The sequence below is a fragment of the Paenibacillus sp. EKM211P genome, assembly GCF_011066175.1.
Taxonomy (GTDB): Bacteria; Bacillota; Bacilli; order Paenibacillales; family Paenibacillaceae; genus Paenibacillus; species Paenibacillus polymyxa.
The window spans coordinates 120,856-142,791 of sequence record NZ_JAAMNS010000009.1; the positions used below are offsets into that span (position 1 = coordinate 120,856).

17 protein-coding genes and 1 pseudogene are annotated in these 21,936 nt (G+C 36.7%); 5 read left to right on the forward strand and 13 right to left on the reverse strand.

Features of this window, described 5'->3' with window-relative positions:
• Nucleotides 1–12: 12 nt before the first annotated feature.
• Both gnpA and G9G57_RS14750 read right to left on the reverse strand, forming a co-directional pair.
• Entirely contained in the window at nt 13–2,187 is a 2,175-nt protein-coding gene (gene gnpA, locus G9G57_RS14745) for a 1,3-beta-galactosyl-N-acetylhexosamine phosphorylase (RefSeq protein ID WP_164965131.1), read from the reverse strand.
• A gap of 12 nt (nt 2,188–2,199) precedes the next feature.
• Complete coding sequence (locus G9G57_RS14750; protein ID WP_164965132.1) at nt 2,200–3,219, reverse strand: glycoside hydrolase family 88/105 protein; 1,020 nt, start codon at nt 3,217–3,219, stop codon at nt 2,200–2,202.
• A gap of 349 nt (nt 3,220–3,568) precedes the next feature.
• Here G9G57_RS14750 and G9G57_RS14755 point away from each other — a divergent pair, with 349 nt between their 5' ends.
• Nucleotides 3,569–4,510: a helix-turn-helix domain-containing protein gene (locus G9G57_RS14755; protein WP_164965133.1), complete on the forward strand. Its 942-nt coding sequence runs from the start codon at nt 3,569–3,571 to the stop codon at nt 4,508–4,510.
• On the opposite strand, the gene G9G57_RS14760 is transcribed toward G9G57_RS14755, so the two are convergent.
• From G9G57_RS14760 to G9G57_RS14775, 4 genes and pseudogenes are all read right to left on the reverse strand, one after another.
• Nucleotides 4,507–5,067 (reverse strand): amidohydrolase family protein, encoded by a 561-nt coding sequence (locus G9G57_RS14760; protein ID WP_164965134.1) that lies wholly within the window; start codon nt 5,065–5,067, stop codon nt 4,507–4,509. The genes G9G57_RS14755 and G9G57_RS14760 overlap by 4 nt on opposite strands.
• An 89-nt stretch (nt 5,068–5,156) precedes the next feature.
• On the reverse strand, nt 5,157–5,726 hold the full coding sequence (locus G9G57_RS14765) for an SF0329 family protein (RefSeq protein ID WP_164965135.1): 570 nt from the start codon (nt 5,724–5,726) through the stop codon (nt 5,157–5,159).
• A 53-nt stretch (nt 5,727–5,779) separates the two neighbouring features.
• Entirely contained in the window at nt 5,780–6,769 is a 990-nt protein-coding gene (locus G9G57_RS14770) for a tRNA dihydrouridine synthase (protein WP_164965136.1), read from the reverse strand.
• A gap of 355 nt (nt 6,770–7,124) precedes the next feature.
• Nucleotides 7,125–7,418: pseudogene (locus G9G57_RS14775) on the reverse strand (N-6 DNA methylase); the annotation flags it as partial.
• A gap of 389 nt (nt 7,419–7,807) precedes the next feature.
• On the opposite strand from G9G57_RS14775, the gene G9G57_RS14780 reads away from it, so the two are divergent.
• The 3 genes from G9G57_RS14780 (at nt 7,808) to G9G57_RS14790 (ending at nt 11,276) form a co-directional block, all read left to right on the forward strand.
• Nucleotides 7,808–8,221 carry a lactococcin 972 family bacteriocin gene (locus tag G9G57_RS14780; RefSeq protein ID WP_238799294.1) on the forward strand — a complete coding sequence of 138 codons (414 nt, stop codon included), beginning with the start codon at nt 7,808–7,810 and terminating at the stop codon, nt 8,219–8,221.
• Nucleotides 8,222–8,430: 209 nt separating this feature from the next.
• Entirely contained in the window at nt 8,431–10,557 is a 2,127-nt protein-coding gene (locus G9G57_RS14785) for a DUF1430 domain-containing protein (protein WP_164965137.1), read from the forward strand.
• Nucleotides 10,558–10,559: 2 nt separating this feature from the next.
• Nucleotides 10,560–11,276: an ABC transporter ATP-binding protein gene (locus G9G57_RS14790; protein WP_164965138.1), complete on the forward strand. Its 717-nt coding sequence runs from the start codon at nt 10,560–10,562 to the stop codon at nt 11,274–11,276.
• A gap of 325 nt (nt 11,277–11,601) precedes the next feature.
• On the opposite strand, the gene G9G57_RS14795 is transcribed toward G9G57_RS14790, so the two are convergent.
• The 7 genes from G9G57_RS14795 to G9G57_RS14825 form a co-directional block, all read right to left on the reverse strand.
• Nucleotides 11,602–12,720, reverse strand: a complete 1,119-nt coding sequence (locus G9G57_RS14795; protein WP_238799295.1) for a hypothetical protein — start codon at nt 12,718–12,720, stop codon at nt 11,602–11,604.
• 386 nt (nt 12,721–13,106) lie between these two features.
• Nucleotides 13,107–13,940, reverse strand: a complete 834-nt coding sequence (locus G9G57_RS14800) for a hypothetical protein (RefSeq protein ID WP_164965139.1) — start codon at nt 13,938–13,940, stop codon at nt 13,107–13,109.
• A gap of 34 nt (nt 13,941–13,974) precedes the next feature.
• Complete coding sequence (locus G9G57_RS14805; RefSeq protein WP_164965140.1) at nt 13,975–14,889, reverse strand: hypothetical protein; 915 nt, start codon at nt 14,887–14,889, stop codon at nt 13,975–13,977.
• Between the two features lie 174 nt (nt 14,890–15,063).
• Nucleotides 15,064–16,149 (reverse strand): phospholipase D-like domain-containing protein, encoded by a 1,086-nt coding sequence (locus tag G9G57_RS14810; protein ID WP_164965141.1) that lies wholly within the window; start codon nt 16,147–16,149, stop codon nt 15,064–15,066.
• Between the two features lie 637 nt (nt 16,150–16,786).
• Entirely contained in the window at nt 16,787–18,643 is a 1,857-nt protein-coding gene (locus G9G57_RS14815; protein ID WP_164965142.1) for a hypothetical protein, read from the reverse strand.
• Complete coding sequence (locus G9G57_RS14820) at nt 18,636–19,130, reverse strand: ABC-three component system middle component 2 (RefSeq protein ID WP_164965143.1); 495 nt, start codon at nt 19,128–19,130, stop codon at nt 18,636–18,638. The genes G9G57_RS14815 and G9G57_RS14820 overlap by 8 nt, the downstream gene beginning before the upstream one ends.
• Complete coding sequence (locus G9G57_RS14825) at nt 19,120–20,205, reverse strand: ABC-three component system protein (protein ID WP_164965144.1); 1,086 nt, start codon at nt 20,203–20,205, stop codon at nt 19,120–19,122. Before G9G57_RS14825 ends, G9G57_RS14820 begins: the two co-directional genes overlap by 11 nt.
• A 567-nt stretch (nt 20,206–20,772) precedes the next feature.
• On the opposite strand from G9G57_RS14825, the gene G9G57_RS14830 reads away from it, so the two are divergent.
• Complete coding sequence (locus G9G57_RS14830) at nt 20,773–21,498, forward strand: hypothetical protein (protein WP_164965145.1); 726 nt, start codon at nt 20,773–20,775, stop codon at nt 21,496–21,498.
• The last annotated feature ends 438 nt before the right edge of the window (nt 21,499–21,936 follow it).

Genomic DNA, 21,936 nt, shown 5'->3' on the forward strand with positions numbered 1-21,936 from the left:
ACTTCTTATGTCCTATACCGATTTTGTTAAGCCGATATGGGTGATCATGGTGTCATATGGTTCTAACTCCATGGTTTGTTTGCCATAGTCCGTTTCAATCGTTGTTTTTTGCAGTTGATCGCTATTGTTAATAACAACCAACATTTTACTTTCTGGATAATAAGCACACTCTGTATATAAGTTATCCGTAATATACTTCGTTTCATTGAGCTCATTACCCGCAAAGCGGATTATATTCAGCAGCAATCTTGTATTTTCCCAACTGAATTCGAAGGAAGGAAGGTAAATTCCCTTACCTTTACCGAAGGCATGAGTGGATAGTGTTATCATTCCATTCGTTTCACCCGCTATCGCAGCTGACCCATCCGTAAAATAAATCCTATTATTCGGCGTTATACTTGCCCCTTCAGGCACCAAACCATACTCATCCCTAACCTCATATGTCCATCTTCCATGAGCTACTCTGGAGCCTGTATCCTCATCCAGACCGAGGACATGTGCCATTCTGAAAAAGCTGTCATGACCTTCAACCGCTGAAGGCTGATTGATGCCAATAAAGGTGCCGCCCTCATAAACCCATTGGGTCAGTAAGTCTACACATTTGTTGTCATCCCAGTACTTTCCGCCACTCCATGCTGTACCAGCAGAGCCCGCATTAATCACTACATCACAATCCTGTAGTATTCCCTGACGGATATCGTCAAAATCAATGAACTGAACTTCAACCGGCAATCCGGATAAAGCCTCATTGATATGAATCAAATCATGCATATATGTTTCGTGGAAATGACCAGACAAGGTCCACGATCTCAATTTTCCCCAGCTGTGCAGAATAGCTACCTTCGTCTTCATGTGATAGGGTTTGCCTTCATGATGCAGTTCTTTGATTTCTCTGAACTCGTTGGCAATCTTTTCGATGTAATCACAAAAATCCGGGTAAGGCTCTACAAGATGCAAATATCCACCCAGTCCAGTCCGGTCAATAGGCTCCCTCAACAGGGCGCGCCGGATATTAATCCAATACTTTTTGGCATCCAGCGTGGGGTCGCCCCCTTCCATAAAGGTAGGAAGCCCGCCTAAGCCAACCGGAAATAAGTAGGGATGCAGCCGAATCTCATGCATATTCACTTTTACACCTGAACACAGCCTCGCCTCATAACCTGAGAACACACATTTGATCAATCCGTCAAATCCAAACTCTTGAAAACGTTCATTATAAGGCTCCATGCCAACCCAACTGTCATCATAAAACACATAGGCCAGCTTGCCGTGCTGATGCACGATATCAATTAATTTCTTGCCAAATTCGATTACAAAATCATTGATAAATGCCATCCAGTCCAGCTTGCGCTGCTCAGCCGGGATATGTGTGACGCGATACTTTCCACCATTCACAAAATCCTCGGCAGTCATCGAATACCCATATCTCTTGGCAAATAGATCAAGCGCTCTTGAGCTTACCGTAAAATCGTATGACCCCCAATCAGAGAACAGATGGCGATTGCGCTCATTGCTGCCCCAAATCCAGGCGAAGTTATAAAATAAGGAGGTAAACCGGACAACCGTGGTTTCCTTATGATGAAGACACCAATCTTCCATCCAATCCAGCAGATACTGTTGCGTTTCTTTATAAATAGGATCAATCTGCATCAAATGCTCTTTGTCCCAATGATTCGTGGTGTGATTGTACATGGAAATCTCTTCCCAGATCCGGTAGACCATGAAGCTTACCGTGTATTTATGCCAAGAAGCAATTCCGGTAATGACCACATTTCCGGATTCCCTTTCATAATTCCATTGTTCTCTTGGAACTTCTCCCCCGGTCGTTCTGTCAAAAACCTGCCAGTAGTTAAGCGCCTCTTTGGAATCATTCACTTTGAATTGTTCTGCAAAAAAATCCTCCATCAGATAGATGGATACATAATCCTGTACAGCTACCTTCGGATTCGTAATTAAAAAACACTGCTGCAGCTTATCCAGATTGCGGGACGCCCACTCGTTATGATCTCTGATGATACAGATTGTAGAATAAATGCCGTATCCAGCGTTTATAATCTCATCGGACAATTGCGTGCCATCACTGTCACGGATGACATCGGCACCCCATCGTTCAGCTAATTTCAGGGTCAGCGCCTCATAACCAGATTCCCCCGGTAGTGTAAAGGCCCCCGTTGCTTGTTTAGACAACTTCGATCCCTCCTAATTCAACATATCGGATAGAAAAGCCAACGCCAAGCCTTGTCCCCAGCCCTGAATCCAGTCTTTTGGAATATTGCGATACCCTTCCCGATCTTTCATAACCGCTGTGCCGCCCGATACACCCAGTACCCGTCCGTCTTCGCTAATATGGTTCAAGATGCCCTTCAGTGCCTTTTGCACGTATTTGGTATGCAGCGGATTGCCGTTATTGATCATGGCCGCCGCAATACCGCAAGATGCAGATACTTCTTCATAGGACTCCTCGTCATCCAGTACCGTCCGCCATAAGCCGTTCTCTGTTTGGACACCTTTCAGTGCCGCCAGTTGATCCCGAAGGGAACATTCCACGTCCATACACGGCGGATACAAATACCAGTCTTTCAAATGAATTTTGACTTGCGACATGGTATATGCTCCCCAAGCATTCGCTCTTCCCCAGAAAAATCCGGACATATGATCCTGTTGGACATTGTTGTAGCCATGGTACCAGAGACCGCTACTAGGGTCTTGCAGGTATTTGATATGCCAGTAATATTGATTTAAGGCATCCTGGATCATTTTCTCGTCCTTTAATTTGGTTCCTACACGGAGCAGAAAGAATGCCGCCATAAACAACGTATCTGCCCATGCCTGTTCTGGAAAATCATTAGCAGTGGATACCGTATGCTGCAGAACACGATCTCCGAACCGGAGAGCATTATTTTGGATGTAATCCACCTTGCTCATCACAATATCCCAATATTTCTGGTCCCCTGTTTCTTCATACAATGTGATCAGCATATGACCCATGGCACATGTGTTTACCGTCCAGTGCGGCAGACCAAGCTCGATGTATTCATCTGCCCACTGGACAAGCATATTTAAATAATCTTTATTTCCTGTTTGGGTATAGGCTCTGGATACACCATAATAAGCCACACCGCAGGGCCAATCCCATGTTAAATCCATCGCCATCGTTTTTCTGACGACTTTATCAATAACTCTTAATATTTCTTCCTTGTCATAAGTTAATTGAAGCATTGTTATTCCCCTCTCTTAGTGCACACGCCCCCAAAGGCGCTTGAGAGCGGTTCGTCACTGTTTTGGAAACGCTTTACTTATTACATTGTACGCAGTAAAATAGTCTCAATCTAAGCACATTCGCAACAAAACTGCGCAATTTCAATCATTTATGTGAGAATTTTGCAAAAATCCAATAAGCGACTTCCAATAAACAATATATAGATCGACATGGTCTAGTTCGTCTATATATTGCACCTTGCAGCGATTGGAATCGAATTTTGCAAAATCCTGATGTATACCTGCTGGCTAAGCTTGATGTAACGTTGACCTAGAATCAACTCAAATCCAAGTAATGGGAGTATTGAATATGCCCAGAAAAAAGAAGCCCGTTATAGAATACCGACACTACAGCTTGCCCATCAACTTTCCTGTGTTGCTATTAAGTGGTGAACGTTGGAAGATTTCAGATATTAAAAGTGAGCACCTTCATTTTCATAACCATTTGGAGATTGGTATTTGCTATTCGGATGGCGGCTTCATGGAGATCAAAGGAGAAACTGTCCCCTTCAAAGCCGGGGATGTAACTTTCATTCCCAGGTATCTTCCTCACACCACGTATAGTTCGCCAAATACAGCCAGCCTTTGGTCTTATATCTTTTTTTCGCCAGAGGACCTTTTTCAACATTCTTTTAAAAGCGCTTACAGGAACTTTGAGCCCAATTTGTGGGTGATGAAGGGAACGAACTGTATATTAAACAAGGAGCAGCATCCCAAGGTGTATACACTTGCGACTTCGGTCGTAGAGGAATTACAACAACAGAACCCTTACTATCAGGAAAGCGCCTACGGCTTATTGCTATCCCTTTATATAGAGCTCCTTAGAATTCATTCTAGGAATGAACCAATGGCAAATCAAGAAACAGAGCATAGCTTGAAAAGCGAATTTGTCATTTCTCCGGCTTTGGAGTACATCACTAAACATTACATGAAGCCCGTTACCATTGATTTTTTGGCTGATCTATGCCATTTAAGTACAACCCATTTCCGCAGAAAATTTCATGAGATTATGGGAACGTCGCCCCTCGATTTCCTAAACAGCACCCGAATCGAAGAGGCCTGCAAGCAGTTAAAAAGCACAGAAGACTCCATTCTTTCAATCTCCGAGCAAGTCGGTTATCGCTCCATTTCCAGCTTCAACCGATGCTTCTCCAGGCTTATCGGAGAGCCCCCTAAAGAATGGCGTAAAGGGGCGCAATCCGAAGCACAATCGGCCAAAGCGTCTATACTGGAGTTTACGGGATGGATTTAATTTTGCCAAACTGAATCCAACAGCTCGTCCACTTCCTGAATTCGGGTCACTGATGGTATTGGTATAAGATTGCCCCTCACCATAACCATAGCTACATTCGACAAAGCTTTTATGTTGTCCAAAGGGTTGTGCTCCAGCACGATTAAATCCGCCTGTTTTCCGATATCAATGCTCCCTGTAAGGTGATCAATGCCTAGGATTTCCGCATTAGACTTTGTTGCCCGTTCGATGACCTGACCCGCATTCAGTTTCGTTTGTCTCATATGGTGGTCTAGTTCCCGCCACATATCATAGTGAGTGACGTAAGACATTGCGGCATCCGTTCCAATCCCAATTTTGATCTCATGTTCTACAGCCTGACGCAGCCCCTTTAGCATGGAGTCGTACACAAGCCGCGAATTTTCCTTAACCGTTTCATTCACCTTCGTTAGGCTTGTGTCCAATTTCGCAATGGGATACCCAGCCTGCAAAGTAGGAATCAATGCAGTATAGCCCGATATAAAAAACAGGGAAAAGACATGATAATGGAAGCCGGTTCGCCCTGTTTTCCACTCCACTTTTCCCCGATTTCTTTCAAGTCTTCATTCATGTTTTCAGTGAGAACAACCCTGACACGAAGTGTCCCCATTATTGAAAGTTATTTTTTTCATAACGTACTGCGCCGTAACTCATAAAAATACTGCACAATCGGATGCTTTAACTTCATCTTCTCAGACATGTTTAAAATTCGCTTTTTTCCTACTCGTCTGTCCACTAAAGCTAGAATATTCAATAAGATATCATTACTCTCTAAGCTGTCCTCTATAGAAGTAGTTAAAAATTTATTAGCTACAACATTAAAATTAGACTTGCTTAATAAGGCCTGTGCTGACAAAAGCTCCTTTGCATGCTCTGATATTTTTCTACCTCTTGCTATTACTTGTAGACGATCCTCCGGAACATTCCCATTAGTATCTTTTCTGATCGCTTCAATTTCTTCATTGCTGATAGGAACTTGGATATCTGGATCATTTTTGATTTCCAACTCCGTCTGATACCATTTGATTGAACTAGTGATATCATTCATATTGAGTATGTTCTTCTTATCTACAGTTATATAACAAGTTCCAGATTTATCAGGAAAATAACGGTAACTGGTAGATCGGTATTCGACCCTTCCGTCTAACGCAGGAGAGAGGAAGCTCTCCAGTTGTTGCTTCAATTTACTCCAGGACATATATCCTCCTATGTTTTCAATGCCTGCTAACAGCCCGTCCCTAACTTGGCAATTTAATTTCCTCGTTCCTCTACCTCATCATGATCCTTGCTTCCAAACTCATCAAGCAATGTACGCACTTTACTTGTTGATTTGGCGTTCATTAAGCTGTTTCTGAGTTCACTTGCCCCTCGGAATCCACGGACATATATTTTGAAGAAGCGGGCGAGAGGGCTGAACGAACGTGGCTCCTGTGCTGAATAATGATCATGGAGATCTAGATGAAGCCGCAGCAGTTCAAGCAATTCTTCACTGCTGTGTTCCTTCGGCTCCTTCTCAAACGCAAATGGATTCTGGAAAATACCACGCCCAATCATAATGCCATCCACTCCATATTGCTCAGCGAGCTTCAAGCCAGTCTGACGGTCCGGAATATCTCCGTTAATGGTCAGCAGTGTATCTGGTGCCACCTCATCACGAAGTTTCTTAATCTCCGGAATCAGTTCCCAATGAGCGTCTACTTTGCTCATTTCCTCTCTTGTCCGCAGATGAATGGACAAATTCACAATGTCTTGTTTCAAAATATGGGTAAACCAGTTGCACCATTCGTCTACGGCAGTGAAACCGAGCCTTGTTTTTACACTGACGGGCAGTCCCCCGGCTTTGGCGGCCTGAATGATATCCGCTGCGATTTCGGGACGGCAGATCAGACCGCTTCCCTTCCCATTCTCGGCTACATTCGCTACGGGGCAACCCATATTAATATCGATGCCTTTGAAGCCTTCTTTCGCCATACCAATGCTCATTTCACGGAAATATTCCGGCTTATCTCCCCAGATATGGGCCACCATAGGTTGTTCATCCTCTGTAAAAGTCAAACGCCCGCGTACACTTTTGTTCCCCTCCGGGTGACAATAACTCTCTGTATTCGCAAACTCCGTAAAAAACACATCCGGTCTGGCTGCTTCACTTACGACATGGCGAAACACAACATCCGTCACATCTTCCATCGGTGCCAGTATAAAAAAAGGTCGTGGCAACTCACGCCAAAAATTATTCATCATATCAAAAACTCCTCTATAATTACCAGGACAAATCTTTGGTCCCAAAATGGTAAAGCTAACCTGTTCATGTCCTTGCTTCTTCTTCACATATAACATGTTTAACCAACGTAGTTCAAACGGCAGGTTAAGCATAGACATCTAAAAGAGTATATCATACTCAATAGAGGAGCATACTCCCCAAAAGACTCGCAAAAAAAGGAAGAGCGCCGCCCCTCCTTGCCATCTTCTATAACGTACTGCGCCGCAGTTCATAAAAATACTGCACGGCATAACTTCCCCCAGCCTACGCCGTTCCCATGCTAATGGCTTAAAAAAAGAGCCGAGGAATAATATCCTTGACCCTTTTCGTCAAATTCTACACATGAATACCCAAAATTTTCAGCTGTTCATTGATTTTGGCTTCAAGTTCAGCGATTTCTTTTTTATCTTGCTCTAAAAGCTTACTCACTTCGGCAAGATCAATGACTTGTTCTTCTTCAAACGTATCCACGTAGCGAGGAATATTTAAGTTAAACTCGTTTTCTTTGATTTCTTCAAGTGATGCCACGTGAGCATATTTATCAACATCTACACGATTTCGGTACGTTTCGATAATCTTATTGATGTTTTTATCAGTAAGTTTGTTTTGATTTTTGCCTTTTTCAAACGCCAATACACCTCAACTATTAGTCTTTTCTGACCAATAGTAAACAGCACTCCACATGTGATGAGACTATGGAAGAGATATATCATGTTCCGTGCAAGAATCATACTATCATTGAATATATCACTCTATTTTCCTATTCAAATTTTAATAATTATGTTTGAATGCCTCCTTTCTTTCAAATTGTTTAGTTTTATACTTTTTATTCATATATATCCAATTCAAAAAACCTATTTTATGTAAATTATATTAATAAAAATAATTATTCGACAACAAAAAACAAAAAAATACTTTTTTAGCTATATACATTTTCAGGAAAAGTATGTATTATAGTTGGTGTAATTTCCGGAAAATTACTTATTATTTCATTTTTTTATATTTTAAGGGAGGAAATAATGATGGCGAAAAAACGTATTCTAAGCACTATATTTGCCGTTGCTATGCTGGCTGCCTCGGCAGGCCAAGCTATGGCACAAAGTAATTCTGATGTGGCAAGTGGTTCTATTGATCTTACTAATGCTTCTTCAACAAAGGCACCGTTTTCTAATGCAGCCATTACACCTTTTTCAGAGGATGTTGGAGGTGGAAACTGGGATTATGGCACTAGCTATGAAAGTGTTTGGACTAAGAAAGTATGGTCAAATTACTATCATCCCAAAAAAATCCATAGCTCTTCGTGCTCTATAGGTACACACCATAGTGATAGTGGTGATACGTCAGCAGGAACTACCTCCTATTCAAGTACGACAGGAAGTTCGGCAGATACAGCAAAAGCCAACTGGCATGCTTATACACCACCTAAGTCATAAATTAATTTAAATAGTGGGGATCATCTTTTTCGTTCTGATGATCCCTTTTTTCTTGTCGTTTGACTTTCAATACCTTAAAAAGCTTAATATAAGGGAGTGCAATAAGTTTGAGAAAAATAGTTGCATGCTTTCTGATATTGTTATCTGTTCTCTCGTTCAGTCGAATATATATTCAGACAGATATCATTGAATTCAATAAGATAGATCAGATGGAAAAATCAATCTCTTTTCCTTTTTCATTACCTGATGATCCGCTATTAGCAAATCCAGATCAACTATATCCCATATTACTTGAATCAGCAATCCAAGCAAAAATTAATATTTTTAGGCCTGCAATTAACAATAAGCCTAATAATAAAGTTGAAATTGTAAAATATGTACTACTTACAGGCAGTACACAATTATACAATTATGTTCATATCGTTGATAGTAGCAAGGTCCTTTCTGAGGACACACAACAAAGCTTACACTTTTTATCATCCATACATACTGGTAATCCAAATCAGATTGGCAGTATACAAGATTTTGGAAAAAATGATTTGATTACGATTTCTCCCTTGCACCTTTCGTTTCAGCATCTACCTGTAGCTGGTACCTATTTTGTCGAGACCAAGAATTATCAAGCATTTCAAAAGTTTTTGACTATTTTTACAGAAAAATTAAATGTCAAGTATCAAAAATATATTAAAATACCCTTTAAAATTGATAGCTTTGTATATAATCCGACAGTAGTAGATAATACCACAAAAACCTTTGAATTCTTGGATTATCTAACATACATCCAATACGCTTTATTTTTTATAATTCTAATTCTTTTAATTTTCGCTTTTTTTCAAGAGTCCAAGACAATAGGTATATATAAAATGCATGGAATCACAAGTCGAAAAGTATGGTTTATTGTAATGGGAAAAATTATTTTAATAACAGGTAGTCTATCAGTAGCTACTACTACTCTGCTAGCTATTTTTGTCCCAAACACAAATTTTTATTTTGTTATACACAATATTTTATCCCAACTTGAGACTTTTGGAGTCGTTCTAATCATTTCATTTATATCCTATATATATATATCCATGATGAAAATTCACCAAATAATTAAAAACAAAAAAAATACGAGAAGTATTTTCATGTTAAATACATTAACTAAAATTATATGTTCTATTTTTATTGTAGCACTCGGGATTTCCTATCTCAATCAATATACAAATCTCATTCAGCAAAAAAAGGATATCCAGGGTTGGGAGAATGTGAAAGACTATGGCATTTTCTATCCTGTATTAATTGGATATGATGCACAGGATATGCAACAAGAGGCAACTGAGTTTCACAAAATTATTGCTAACCAACTCTATCCTTTTGCCAATAGAGCCGGGGCTCTACTAATCAATACCCGCCAATATGAAGAACTTTCCCTCATTCTGAATAAAAATTCTAGAGGAATACGTTCAATTTTAGTAAATAACAATTATTTAAAAAAATATCCACTATATGATATTCACCAAAAACAAGTCCAAATTTCAGACAATACAAAAAAATGGATTTTGCTTGTACCTGATAAATATCATAATAAAGAAAAAGAAATAATGCGTTTTTTCAAGGAAGATAGACAAAACTTTAAGCATTACCAAATAGAGCATTACAATATACAAGTTCCAAAGAATCTAAAGAAACCTGAGATTCAAATCATATGGCTAGAAGATAATCAAAAAGTATTTAGTTTCAATCCAGAGGTATTTAAAGCTGAGCATAATGTAATTATAGATCCCATCATTCAAGTCGTTACTGAAAATAACAGTTATACATCAGATCGAGTTGCCGTGCTTGGCAATGGAGGTTCAGACCCCCTAAAAATAAAGTTGATCAACAGAGACACTGCTCAAACATATATTTCATTTGAGCCAGAGTTAAAAAGGTTGCACTTGGAAGATAATCTCAAAAACTTGATTACTGTGGATCAATATATGCTAACCAAAATAAATGACTTGAAAAATGAAATAAATTTACAATTATTACTCATCGGTGGGCTGCTAATTGGTTTACTATTTCTTGTAGCTCAAAACCTGCTTGTATTTTTCGAACAATACCAACAAGCTTTCATCATACGTAGACTGTTCGGGCTAAGCTTCTTCAGGACATATAAGGAATTCATTAGTTTATTCGTATTTCTCTGGATCATACAAACAGTTATTATTTTGGTGATTTGTCGGAAGGCAGATATTGTTTTTTTTCTAGTTCTGTTTTTTATCATTGTCGTTGAGTTAATAGCGAGTATCATCTCCCTTGTAATTATAGAACACAGAAACCGAGTTCACTTACTGAAAGGTGGGACATTATAATAATGAATAGTATATGCGAGCTTATTAGTGTAAGTAAGAAATATGGGAATCACACTATACTCCAAGACATCAGTTTGTCCGTAGTTAGAGGCGAAATGATCGCAATTACAGGGGCCAGCGGTTCTGGAAAAACAACAATTTTGAATTTGATCGGAATGCTAGAGCAGCCCGATGCTGGTAACATCAAGCTATTTGGCGAGAATCTCCCTCGTCCTCGTTCATCCCACGCCAACGAATTGCTTAGAAATCGAATAGCTTACTTATTTCAAAACTTCGCATTAATTGACAATGCTACGGTAAGCACAAATTTAGATATCCCTCTAGCATGTTCCAGAAAGTCAAAAAAAGAAAAGCACCATCTAAAGTTAGAAGCCCTTTCACGGGTTGGACTGAATGTCTCACTCAAACAAAAAATACATGAACTTTCCGGTGGAGAGCAGCAACGAGTAGCGATTGCACGAATCATGCTAAAGCCTTGTGATCTTATTCTTGCTGATGAACCTACAGGCTCATTAGATACGAGTAACAGAGACGAAATTTTAAAAATACTCCAACAATTAAATGCTGATGGAAAAACTTTAATTATTGTAACCCATGATCCTACTGTAGCACAGGCATGCAGCCGAACCATCTACCTAAAACCACAAAATCAATCTAATAGCTTTACTTTTGAAGGGTTCCCAAGCCAAGCATGTCAGAACTTCCGTGGTGACTCGTAAACATTTTGAAGGCGGTGGTTGCCAGACGTAGTTGAAGAATCAGTTCTCTCTTTGCATCGTTGCTGATAAGCTTGCTACGTTCGATGATCCTAAGATGTGAATAATTCATGGCCTAATTCTCCTTGTGTGAATGGTGTCTGTTAACTTCATTTTTACACGAATCGGGCTATGTCCTTTTTTTATTCACTTCCAAAAGCTTCATACTTCATATAAAAAATCGTCATGAATAAAGCTAAATTAGGGAAAGACTAAATTACAGTATCTAGAAAGCCCTAGGCATGCTAATACGTTAAAAATAACCGATTTAAAATCTATACAAAGGACCTTATGTAAACGAAAGCGCCCACACCTTATTGGGCGCTATTTGTTTAATTCTCAATCGGATAAAGTTACCTTTAAAATAAGGTAGTCTTCCCTGAACTGCATTGGGTGAGTAGGATAGATTCAGGTGCTGTCTGATGCACTCGGCAAACTGAAAGCTCATTAAACCTTGACCATCGAAAAATTGGACATTCTTATTTTCATACTGTGGATACTCTACTCGCTTAAATCCGATGGACTCTTTATTGATTGCTATGATTGGAATTTCTTCCGTTTGCTCGATGGAATAGCAAGGATATAGTTTGTCATTATACATAACTGAACGAGCAGGAAAAGAAATTGCTTCTAGCTTCACACGACGATTATGTTTATTCCATCCATTGAAAGTTTTATATTCATTTTGATCAGGAACAGACTTTGTACCGCCATTCCACGAGATCGTTTTGTTCGGTATACGTTCTAATTTATGTAGATGTTCCTTAGATGGTTTCAATTCTTTCTTCGCTTTGAAATATTCACGTTGCTTCATCTTTTCCTCGAACATTAACTTCTGTTGCTCCAAATCTTCAGCACACTTTTCCACTTTCCATACATCTTCAATGATCGTATCTTTTTCATAATCGGGAATGACGACAATACGAGGGATATAAGGCACTCGCTGTGCTGCCGAACGACTCACGCCCAATGCTGCTTCCCATTTGTGGATGTTAGTGAGTGGTGGCATTTTGCCGAGTGTAATGTGTCGATACAGATCAGCAACATATTTTTCTTGCATAAATTCTGTCCGCTGTGTACGTCCCATAGCAGGCGATTTGATTGAATGAACATATTTTTTTCCATTATAGTAGATGCCCTCTCGCAGCATACGTTCAAATAGAGCAAGTTGGGATGAATCATCTTCGTCAATGTAATCAGCCTTGAGCATAAAGATCACATCGGTAATGTCAACGGAAGGATCACGTTCTGCTACGACTCGCTTGAGTTGATTAAGGTAGATACTGTTTGATACGGTGATGGTACGAGTGTTGGATTGTGGCGCACAGAGTTGGCCGCCTACATGGGTGATCTCGTTAAAATAAATCTGTTTGATTTGGTATTGATTTCGTGGTGGATTAGTGGACAAATTTTGGCCTCCTGTTTGTTAGTTTGGGTGATATGAATGTGAACGTTCCATCCTGATGGATTTTGTATCTGTACGACATACAGAACGAATGTTCTTATTCATTATACAGAATATATGTTCGTATAACAAGAGTTGAATTCTAATAATTTTTTATATGGAAAGGCATGACGAAAAGACCTAGCATCGGTTACTAAGTCTCCCTTTTAAATCCTTCGTACGACTTAACTTGAGCCGTTCCAGCTTGTTATTCTTAAAGGGATGCCCACAGTTGCTTTCTTATCCAAAGTCTCATGTGTTCTTCTTCAACCATTCTCTTGTTCCCATTTTAGATGCTTTTGGAGTTTACACAAAGTATCTTACAGGCTCACATTAAAATAATATCGAACCTATCCATCTTCTTCGATTTCTTTATTTTCATCCAAAAATGGATATGGATATTTTTTCTTGTAAATCTCAATATTTTTCTCATTGTATAAAAAACGATTATATTCTTTTTTTATTCCCACTCGAAACGTGACCCAATTTAATGCATAAAGAACTATCCAGAACATAGATATAAAAACCGTCCAGGGTAATATATACAGCATATCAACAACGAAATATAAATGAAAAAAATCTAATTTTAGATAAGCCAGATACTCCAAGTATATAATAACCGAAAGGCTAATAGATACCTTTGACAAACCCGCCACAGTTACATACAATTTTCTGAAGATTTCATAACAAAAGGCTAAAATAGGGTTACTCCGTTCTAAAATATAATACCAATTGTAATGCTTAAATATTACATTTCTATATTCAGATATTTTCTTATCTACTATTTCATCTAACAAACATAAAGCCATCCAAACTTTCTCATCATTTATTTGTGGTGATTTTAATTTATAATAGTCGTACTGAAGCTGTAACTCTCTGAAATTTGAGAGTACTTCAGTTTCAGTCGAAAGAAACAATGGGGTATCTTTACTTCGGTATTTTTCTACAAACGACTTTAATAATCGATCTCTGGCACTAATATTTTTTTCCTGAAAAATATTGCGTAACTCTTGATACATGGGACCCAATATCTCTGTTATATTCAATTCTGTTTTTGTTAGGAATACTTCATATAGCTTTTGTTTTCTATTTGCGTTGTAGTTTACTATCCATCCTAATACAACAATACAAACAGATATAAGTGGAATCAAATCTTTAAAATAATTCTGATAAAATTCAGTCACAAGTCACTCTCCTTTTTTCGCAGTTTTGCTTCAATTAAACATGAAGGTTTTTAGCGCCGATTTCCCCCTGAGTATTTCCTATTCTAATTCTTTCCAGATATGTGACAGTCAAATGAGATATTGCCAACAGCAGTTCAACTTCATATTGGTCAAGTGGGATAGTAGTCTTCAAACCATCTTCAAGTTGTTTTGATTCCCTGTGATGTCCGACTTTATTTAAGTATGTAGCTATACCTGAAAATAATCCAGCAAGAGCGGCCTTCTTCTGTGGTACAAAGTCTTTAAGGAATCCTTCCCAAGATTTGTTATCATAAGGTCCACCCCGATCCTTAGCATCCGAATAGGCTTCTAAGGTAGAAAGACACTGTCGAAGGGCGTCATGTGTGATTCCCCTTTGCATATGGTCTCTAGCAACTTTTAGTTTATCAAAAGCTTGAAGCCAACTCTTGTCGTTAAGGAGTGAAGGTGGTAACGTTAAACCGTACTTAGTTGAATACCCGAAATGTCTTATGAAAGAGAGCCATTTCTCTTCTGGGAAGCTTATCTGACCGCTACCGTTGAAAGGAATGATTTTATTTTCGTTCTTCGTTAGAATAATAATTTTGATTTCTATTGAAAAACTAGCATCCCCACTGCGAATCTCTTCAATATTGGAAATATCTTTGGAGTCAAAGACCCATTCCCATTCAGTAGAATTCGAATAATAATTAAAGGTTAAAAGAGAGCATTGGATCTGACCTATTGTCTTTTTAATTTTAATGTTATTTACCTTAGCACAAACTTGAACATCTAACACATTTTGAATTCGATTCTGCTGATCAGAAAGTTTAATCCTGCTAAAGCGAATCGTGTCTTCATAAAAATTCAGATCGAATTCCAGTTTTAGAGAGACATTGTTAGAAAGGTGGCTGGTCTGAATAGAACGTTCATACAAATAAACCTCATACATATATTAGCCTCCTAAAAATTAAGAAAATTAACATTTCTAATAAGAACTTCTTATGGGATCTTTAAAACTTGCATTTTCTACTCTTATACTGCAATTAGTTACTCAAAACTACATAAGTGTTAAGAAAGCCCTGTCTTCTTCTTTCTGTAGTTACCTCTTTCGAGCATAAATTAATTAAGTATTATTTATTGTTGATTGTTGAGTCTCAAGACGATTCAATTCCGTAACTGCAGTCTGGAATGAATTTTTAATGCTCCCTATCAATCGATACAGTTCTTCAACAGAAGCCTCCGCAGCTACAGCCAGATCATGCTGCTTTTCATTAGCACTATCTGCAGCTTCTTGTGAAGCGTCATTCATATCCTCATTATGAACCATTTGCTCAGATAGCAAATCAGATGCGTACTCAACAGCATTGAACTCAGCAAGTTCAAAAATTGGGGTGTCATAATCACAAAGTTCGCGTATTAAGTTTATCGACTCAATATCAATAAGATCCACAACATGCTCAAGTCCACTGACTGTACTAAATTCCTTTTCTAACTCAATTTCGATTTGCTCAAGCTCAGCTAAAAGATCATCTAAAGTTTTGTTGTTCAACCAAGGGTCATGCATGTTATATACTTCTTTATCCTCATACGGGTATCCTACAAACGTAAATAACCCATCACGCATGATTAAAGCTGCTCCTTCCAACCGTGACAAGAGAAAGGAAAGTAGGATTTTCTTATCATCCAACATACTACCGAAGTAAGGAATCCCTTCTTCGATCAATATAGGAACAAGATTTTCACTGATTTTGCTGACTAAGTCTGTTCCACGAACAATAAATCCTGTTTCTCTGCTTCTTCCGCTTTCATCTGAAAAATTTGCCGATCCAATATAAGCAATATTTTCGGTCATAACCACTTTTGAATGATTGCTAAGATGGAAAGTGGTAGCAAGGTTTTCAAAGTTAGTAGGGTCTAGCCGCTGTGTAATACGCTCAATACTTTGAGTTGCACGATCCCTTGGTTTTTGACTGTAATACTGCTCATACCGATCAGGGATATTCGTTACAATGCGTACATCTGCATGTTTTGTTGCACGTTCTAAGGCTCGTATTAATTGACTGCGATGTGCTGAAATATTATATGTTGTAACAAAAATTGATTCTGCATTAGGAAAGTCATCTAATACCTCCTGAAAGTTAAATTCTCCTTTCGAAGTTACAATATCAATCTGACCTGGTATTAACGGTATTATTGTTGTTTTATACAACTGTATTCAACTCCACAAAAAATTTATTCATGATAAAGTAACCTATAACTTATTCTTCTAATTCAACTTTCCGATATTACATTTTTATATAAAAAACTATATTTTTGCTATTAACTAAATCCACAACTGTTAGCTTTAGGCTATTAAGGAGCCTACGAGATGACTTACGTTTTCCTCAGGTTGAACGACATGATTCCGAAGGAATTACCACGCATTTGAAAGTTTGGCTTTGATATCATTTCACCCTCCAGAGCACATAGTTTTCCATTTGAAAAACCCCACTCTTTTTATAATAAAAGGATCATATTCCTTTTATAGATAACGATGCTATTCTGCAATTATTCAATCATACTAATACTTGAGATCAAACCAAGATTTGCTTTAAACTAGCTATCATCAATAATAGGTCTTCATTAATTACAGTAAAAAAGGCAAACTGATGTGATTAAAGATAAGTTCACCTAAAAAATCTGACAGAGTTCGTTGTTGAACCTTTTACTATAAAAACTGTACTATAAAATAAAACAATCACTGCGACATGAATAACCATTAGTTGGGGTCGAGTATAACTGTTTAGGAATTATTTTTCTGTTTTTATTTGTAATTCATCATTTTTTCTCCGTCTACATCTTATTCATTAATTAGGAATGAACCCCGTACGTTCTATTTCTTTGTTTCCTGTGAAATGATGATATGTGATATTTTCCAAATCACTCGGAGGAACTTCATTATCAAAAATAATTATTTGACATTCATTCGATAAGGTTGCCAAATGTTTGAAAAATAATTCCTTGACACTAGTTTTGACCTCTTCATTGTTCTCGTTTTGTTTTTTATCTCGTTCTTTATATGTCGTTAGTGGAGAGTCTAATATGACGAACCCAGGATGCGAGAGCCCACGGCTAACACAATACTCCATTATAGATAAAATAAAAGCAGAATTTATTATGGCTCTAGCACCCTTTCCATATGAAGCTTTTGTTTTATCAGCAACCACAACATCATTGGTATTTTTATTAAATGAAACCTCATCTTTATCAATAAAGCCCCAGTTTTCAAGAAACATCTGAATAATATTGCAGAATTCAATCATTAATTCATCGGATAACTTTTTGATTTCAACTTTATTTGCATCAGATTTGGTATTGTCAAACCTATTAGAAAGCTCACTAATACGGCTGCTCATATCATACAACTTCTTTTTTCCTTTTTGAATTTCTACGATATTATCTCTTATTTTTAAATAATTTTCGTAATCTGATATTATACTAGAAACAGACAATGATTGTGTGCGTAGCAAGCTTTCCAGTTCTTCAATAGTGGTTTGATTCTTGTGCAGTAATCTATTGTTCTCCAACAAATCATTTTCAAAATCAAATATAGTATCATCTAAATCAGATAAGTGGGCTTTTAATTTTTGTTTCTCCTTATCAATAGCAATAAAGTAAATTTCCTTTGGGTGATTATCCACTTCGTTTTCCATTGGAGAATTACATACTGGACATTTTATATTAACTAGTTGATCAGTAAAGTTGTGAGACTGATCAATAAAATCCAGTCTTTCAATGTCTGATTCGTAGTTCTTTTTTAGCAATCGAAATTTCGATAAATTATCCATTATTCTTGATTTTTCATTTAACAGAATTCTAAGTTGATCTAGCAATAACCTATGTTCTTCTTCTTGCTTTTCTAGGAGCAATTTGTGTTCCTTTATAATAAGCTCTAATTCAGTAATTTTTTCATTGACTTCTCCTACTTTACTTTCTTCTACAAACTTCTCCATAGTTACAATTTCGATCTTTAAATCATTGCAAATCAGGGATAGCTCTTCGATTCTCCCCCTAAGCTGGGCCTTTTTTACATCTACGCTTTCGGATTTAACATATTTTTTGTAGTCATATCCAGATAGTATTGTAAAAAAAGTTGCTATTTCTTTAGAAGAATTTGCATCACGTTTTGTATCACCAAGAAAGATTGGTGAATTACGCTGAACAATCCTTGATTCATTTAACATCGTCAAAGAAACAAACTTCCTAAATGTGAATGCTTCAGTTTTTCCTTGAGATGTCGACCTCAATACATTTTCATATGTACAGTTACATAGGCTCATAAGCTTGGATGATAAACTGTTTTTAGCTTTTGAGTCGCTTGAGAGGACATCCAATGATGCATCATTCATATGATCAATATCTGAATAAAAATAGTGAATATTTGTTTTCTCGCTCTCATTTAAACTTCTTTTCAAAGTAATAGTTTGAGCAGATTTTTTCTCAAAAAACTCTAAAAGAACTATATCATAACCCAAGGACTCAATCGGCTTTTCTGGAATATCAGTAGCGCCAAAAATATAGTTGATACATTCGTATGCAAAAGATTTCCCAGTATCGGATGCCCCAGCAACAACGTTTAAACCCTCATTAAATATTAGAATGGCATCTTCTTTCCTAGCTCCTTGCAATACTAGTTTTTTTAATTTTATTCCAAAATCACTCAATTAATTCATCCCCCGAAGAATATTCTTTTTCAAACTCTCCTGTCCATGAACCTATATTTTTATTAATATACCTATAAATTTGAGTATCAGAATAATTAGAAAATTTTTCGTTTACCACAGCGATATTCTTCTTTAAGTGCTCGACATAACCATTAGAAAATAAACTCACAAAAGGATCGGTTATATTATTCTTTTTATAATATATTCCTGTTTTCGTATATTTAACATCTAATAATCCTTTAGAAAGCATAAGCGTTATTCCTTTGTTTACAATACCCCTTCGTACTGCAATTTCGGAAGAGTGATTGGGATTATCCGGGTGCAAGCTACCATATGAATTATCAATATCATTTAAATGCAAAACAAAATAATCATAGTACATAATTCTCTGTGAACTCATTCGTTTATCACATAAAGATAAGATAAATAATATTCGTGTACCAACTTCTTCAGGTGAATTAAAAATTTTAATTTTGTTAGTCGTCATATACCCAATTCATCTCCCCATCATTGACCAGTTCATGACATATCCCACTTTTCTCCAACACATTGATATCTCCTAATTCAGAACTGTTAATAGGAAGAATTTGAGATCTTGCAACGGTTTTATCTACGCGTTTCAAGTCATTATCATATTTAATCTCACAAGTTGATATAACTCCATGAAAGACTTGATTTTTAACATCTTCATAGATATCATCGTTTATTAACTCATCCCGAGTAAATCTTTTTAAAGCCTGTGCATTATGAAAACACTCTCTTTGCCGCTTAAAATGATTATGCAAACTTTTCTTCGATTTAAGACTATCAATATCCTTTATAGGTGTATTCTCATGATTTGAGTATACCTGTAATAATTGATCAACATAATTCATTCTTAATTCATCATCTTCAAGGGCTTCCTGGGGCTTTTTAACTTTTGGGCGTTGCTTCAGTCCTCCCCCAAAATGATATTTGTACCATCCTGTTTTGGCAAACTGCTCAATCAGAGTTGCAGGTGCAATTTCAGAGACAATAGAAAAATCGAAATCTTGTATGTACGTCTTTAATTGAGAAGATAAAGGTAAGCCACCAGATAAAATTTTTCTTTTCCCAGCACAGTATTTGTCCCAAGTATCTATTAATTCATTATTTATTCTTGATGGATGTTCAACTAAATTTCTCAAGTCTTGTCCTATACCATTGCTTGCAACTATAAAATATTTTCGTGGTTTATTGTATTTTCCAATCATAGTGTAATAGCAAAGCTTTCCAAATTCAGTCATGTACCCTGAAGGTGCAAGGGGATCTTTATATCTTTTACATTGAAATATATCAAAATTCTGCATAGAATCATCAAGATAGGCAACAATATCACGTCCTGAATCTTTAGAACCACCTATTTGAGCAATACTTTTATAATTTTCAAATTGCGTTAAATACCCGGATGCCCACTCGCATGCTATATCTTCGAACTCTCCAGCTTCAATAGTTCTTAGACGAACTAATGGATCAATCGTTGTATCAAAGATTCGACTAGTATTATTAGGAATTTCGAGCATCGGTACTGGATTAGTTTTCACTAGTGAACCTCCTTAATTAATTTCAATTGTCTCAGTAATTTTTATACTTTTGCTGGTCTGAAAAAGTCTTTTCTTGGTGGTTACCTCATTATCCTTTGAATTACCACAATTTATAAAAAAGGACTATATACTCACGACCAAGGAAACGCATTAGTCCATTTTCCTACTAAATTCTGCATAAATCTTCTTTATTTCTTACACTATAGCATATTCATGGGGATATATGGAACAAAAAAAAGCCCTTAGTTAATACTAAGGACCTAATTTAGAGTATCACTGAGATTATACAACTTTTTAGCAAATTTCGAATTATATGAAACGAGATAGTGAATCATCCACCTGAATAAAAAATCAGAAATTGGTTGTTTCGTTATTTCCTTTGGTTCTCTATATATCCAACACATTCAAAAGCCATAACAAATATGGAAATCAGACGTAGTGTTCCCACAAATATGTAGGAGAGGTTTGTAATATAGACATGAAAACCTAATTATCTCCAATAAGTAATATTTAGTATTTTTTATTTACAAACCGATAATGTATATAAAAAAATAAAGGAGATTTTTTATGAAAACCAGATTAGATTCCCACTTCTTGTTAAGAAAGATTATTTATAATACTTGTTTCGAAAAACTTTCACTGAGAAAGGTTTTAATTGATAAAAAATCAAAATTACTCAAAAGTGTTGCAACTGGAGCGATAATATTTGCAGCTATTTTTGAAATTTTATTTTTTGTCATTTACTCAACAGATTTGAAATCTTATTCTTTTTGGCTCTTATTAGGGGCTCTATCTACTTTGATCATACACATCATTTCAATGATTTTGTCTGTTAGAGCTTCACGTAACTACATTAAAACTGAGTATCCTTATTATATAAAACATATGGAGCACAAAATATTAAGCTATGAAATTTCAGTTCTCAAAGCAATAAGAATTAACAAACTCTCTAATCTAATTTATAAAAAAAAATTAAATAAAAACATATTAGATACTTATATAAGTTATTTCGATGAAAAAAGCGAATCTATCAAATCTAAAAACTGGTTACCGATATCTTTCTTTGCAGTTTTTAGTTTACCTATTTGGAATGCTTATATTAATAAGATTATCCCAAGTATTATTAATCAAAAAGATTGGGTTCTCAACATTATATTTTTGGTAGCCTTACTATTATTCGTAGTTCTGATTTTTTTATTAAGAACAATATTAACATCTATTCTTTTTAAAAAAGCTGAGAATTATCGTCAACTGAATGAGTTACTAAAGATAATTAAGGAATCTATAGATTAGATAAATTGTATTTCCCAATACACTATCCATAGTTGTGTAAAGAAGTATTCCTGAAAGGTTATACCTGTGCTTTGAAAAGAGCTACTCTACTTTAGATCCAGTCAAAATTTATGTTAGCTCCTCCAAAGTAGAAACATATAGCATCGTAAACTGATAGAATAAAATGGCTGTCCTCTAAAAAATCGTTAACACAAAGCAAACATACTATGGGAGGAAGAAACTCTCATGCCCTAGAAAATGGGTTAGCAACTATGGGTAGACTCAACTAATGCTATTGAGCTGGAAAAAGAGAAAGGATTAGAAGGGCCCCCTATAATGCAATACTTGTTTTAGGGAGAAAACAAAGGATAATAGATTGACCATAGTACAATAACAGCCAACAACAAAAAGAAGGGTTCACCCCCTCTTTACTATTTGTGCCGATACATCTCTAATAAT

Coding starts and splice junctions, on each gene's coding strand:
- G9G57_RS14750 (WP_164965132.1), bottom strand. CDS start 3,219: ATGCTTCAATTAACTTATGACAAGGAAGAAATATTAAGAGTTATTGAT.
- G9G57_RS14755 (WP_164965133.1), top strand. CDS start 3,569: ATGCCCAGAAAAAAGAAGCCCGTTATAGAATACCGACACTACAGCTTG.
- G9G57_RS14765 (WP_164965135.1), bottom strand. CDS start 5,726: ATGTCCTGGAGTAAATTGAAGCAACAACTGGAGAGCTTCCTCTCTCCT.
- G9G57_RS14770 (WP_164965136.1), bottom strand. CDS start 6,769: ATGATGAATAATTTTTGGCGTGAGTTGCCACGACCTTTTTTTATACTG.
- G9G57_RS14780 (WP_238799294.1), top strand. CDS start 7,808: ATGATGGCGAAAAAACGTATTCTAAGCACTATATTTGCCGTTGCTATG.
- G9G57_RS14785 (WP_164965137.1), top strand. CDS start 8,431: ATGGAAAAATCAATCTCTTTTCCTTTTTCATTACCTGATGATCCGCTA.
- G9G57_RS14790 (WP_164965138.1), top strand. CDS start 10,560: ATGAATAGTATATGCGAGCTTATTAGTGTAAGTAAGAAATATGGGAAT.
- G9G57_RS14805 (WP_164965140.1), bottom strand. CDS start 14,889: ATGTATGAGGTTTATTTGTATGAACGTTCTATTCAGACCAGCCACCTT.
- G9G57_RS14820 (WP_164965143.1), bottom strand. CDS start 19,130: ATGACGACTAACAAAATTAAAATTTTTAATTCACCTGAAGAAGTTGGT.
- G9G57_RS14830 (WP_164965145.1), top strand. CDS start 20,773: ATGAAAACCAGATTAGATTCCCACTTCTTGTTAAGAAAGATTATTTAT.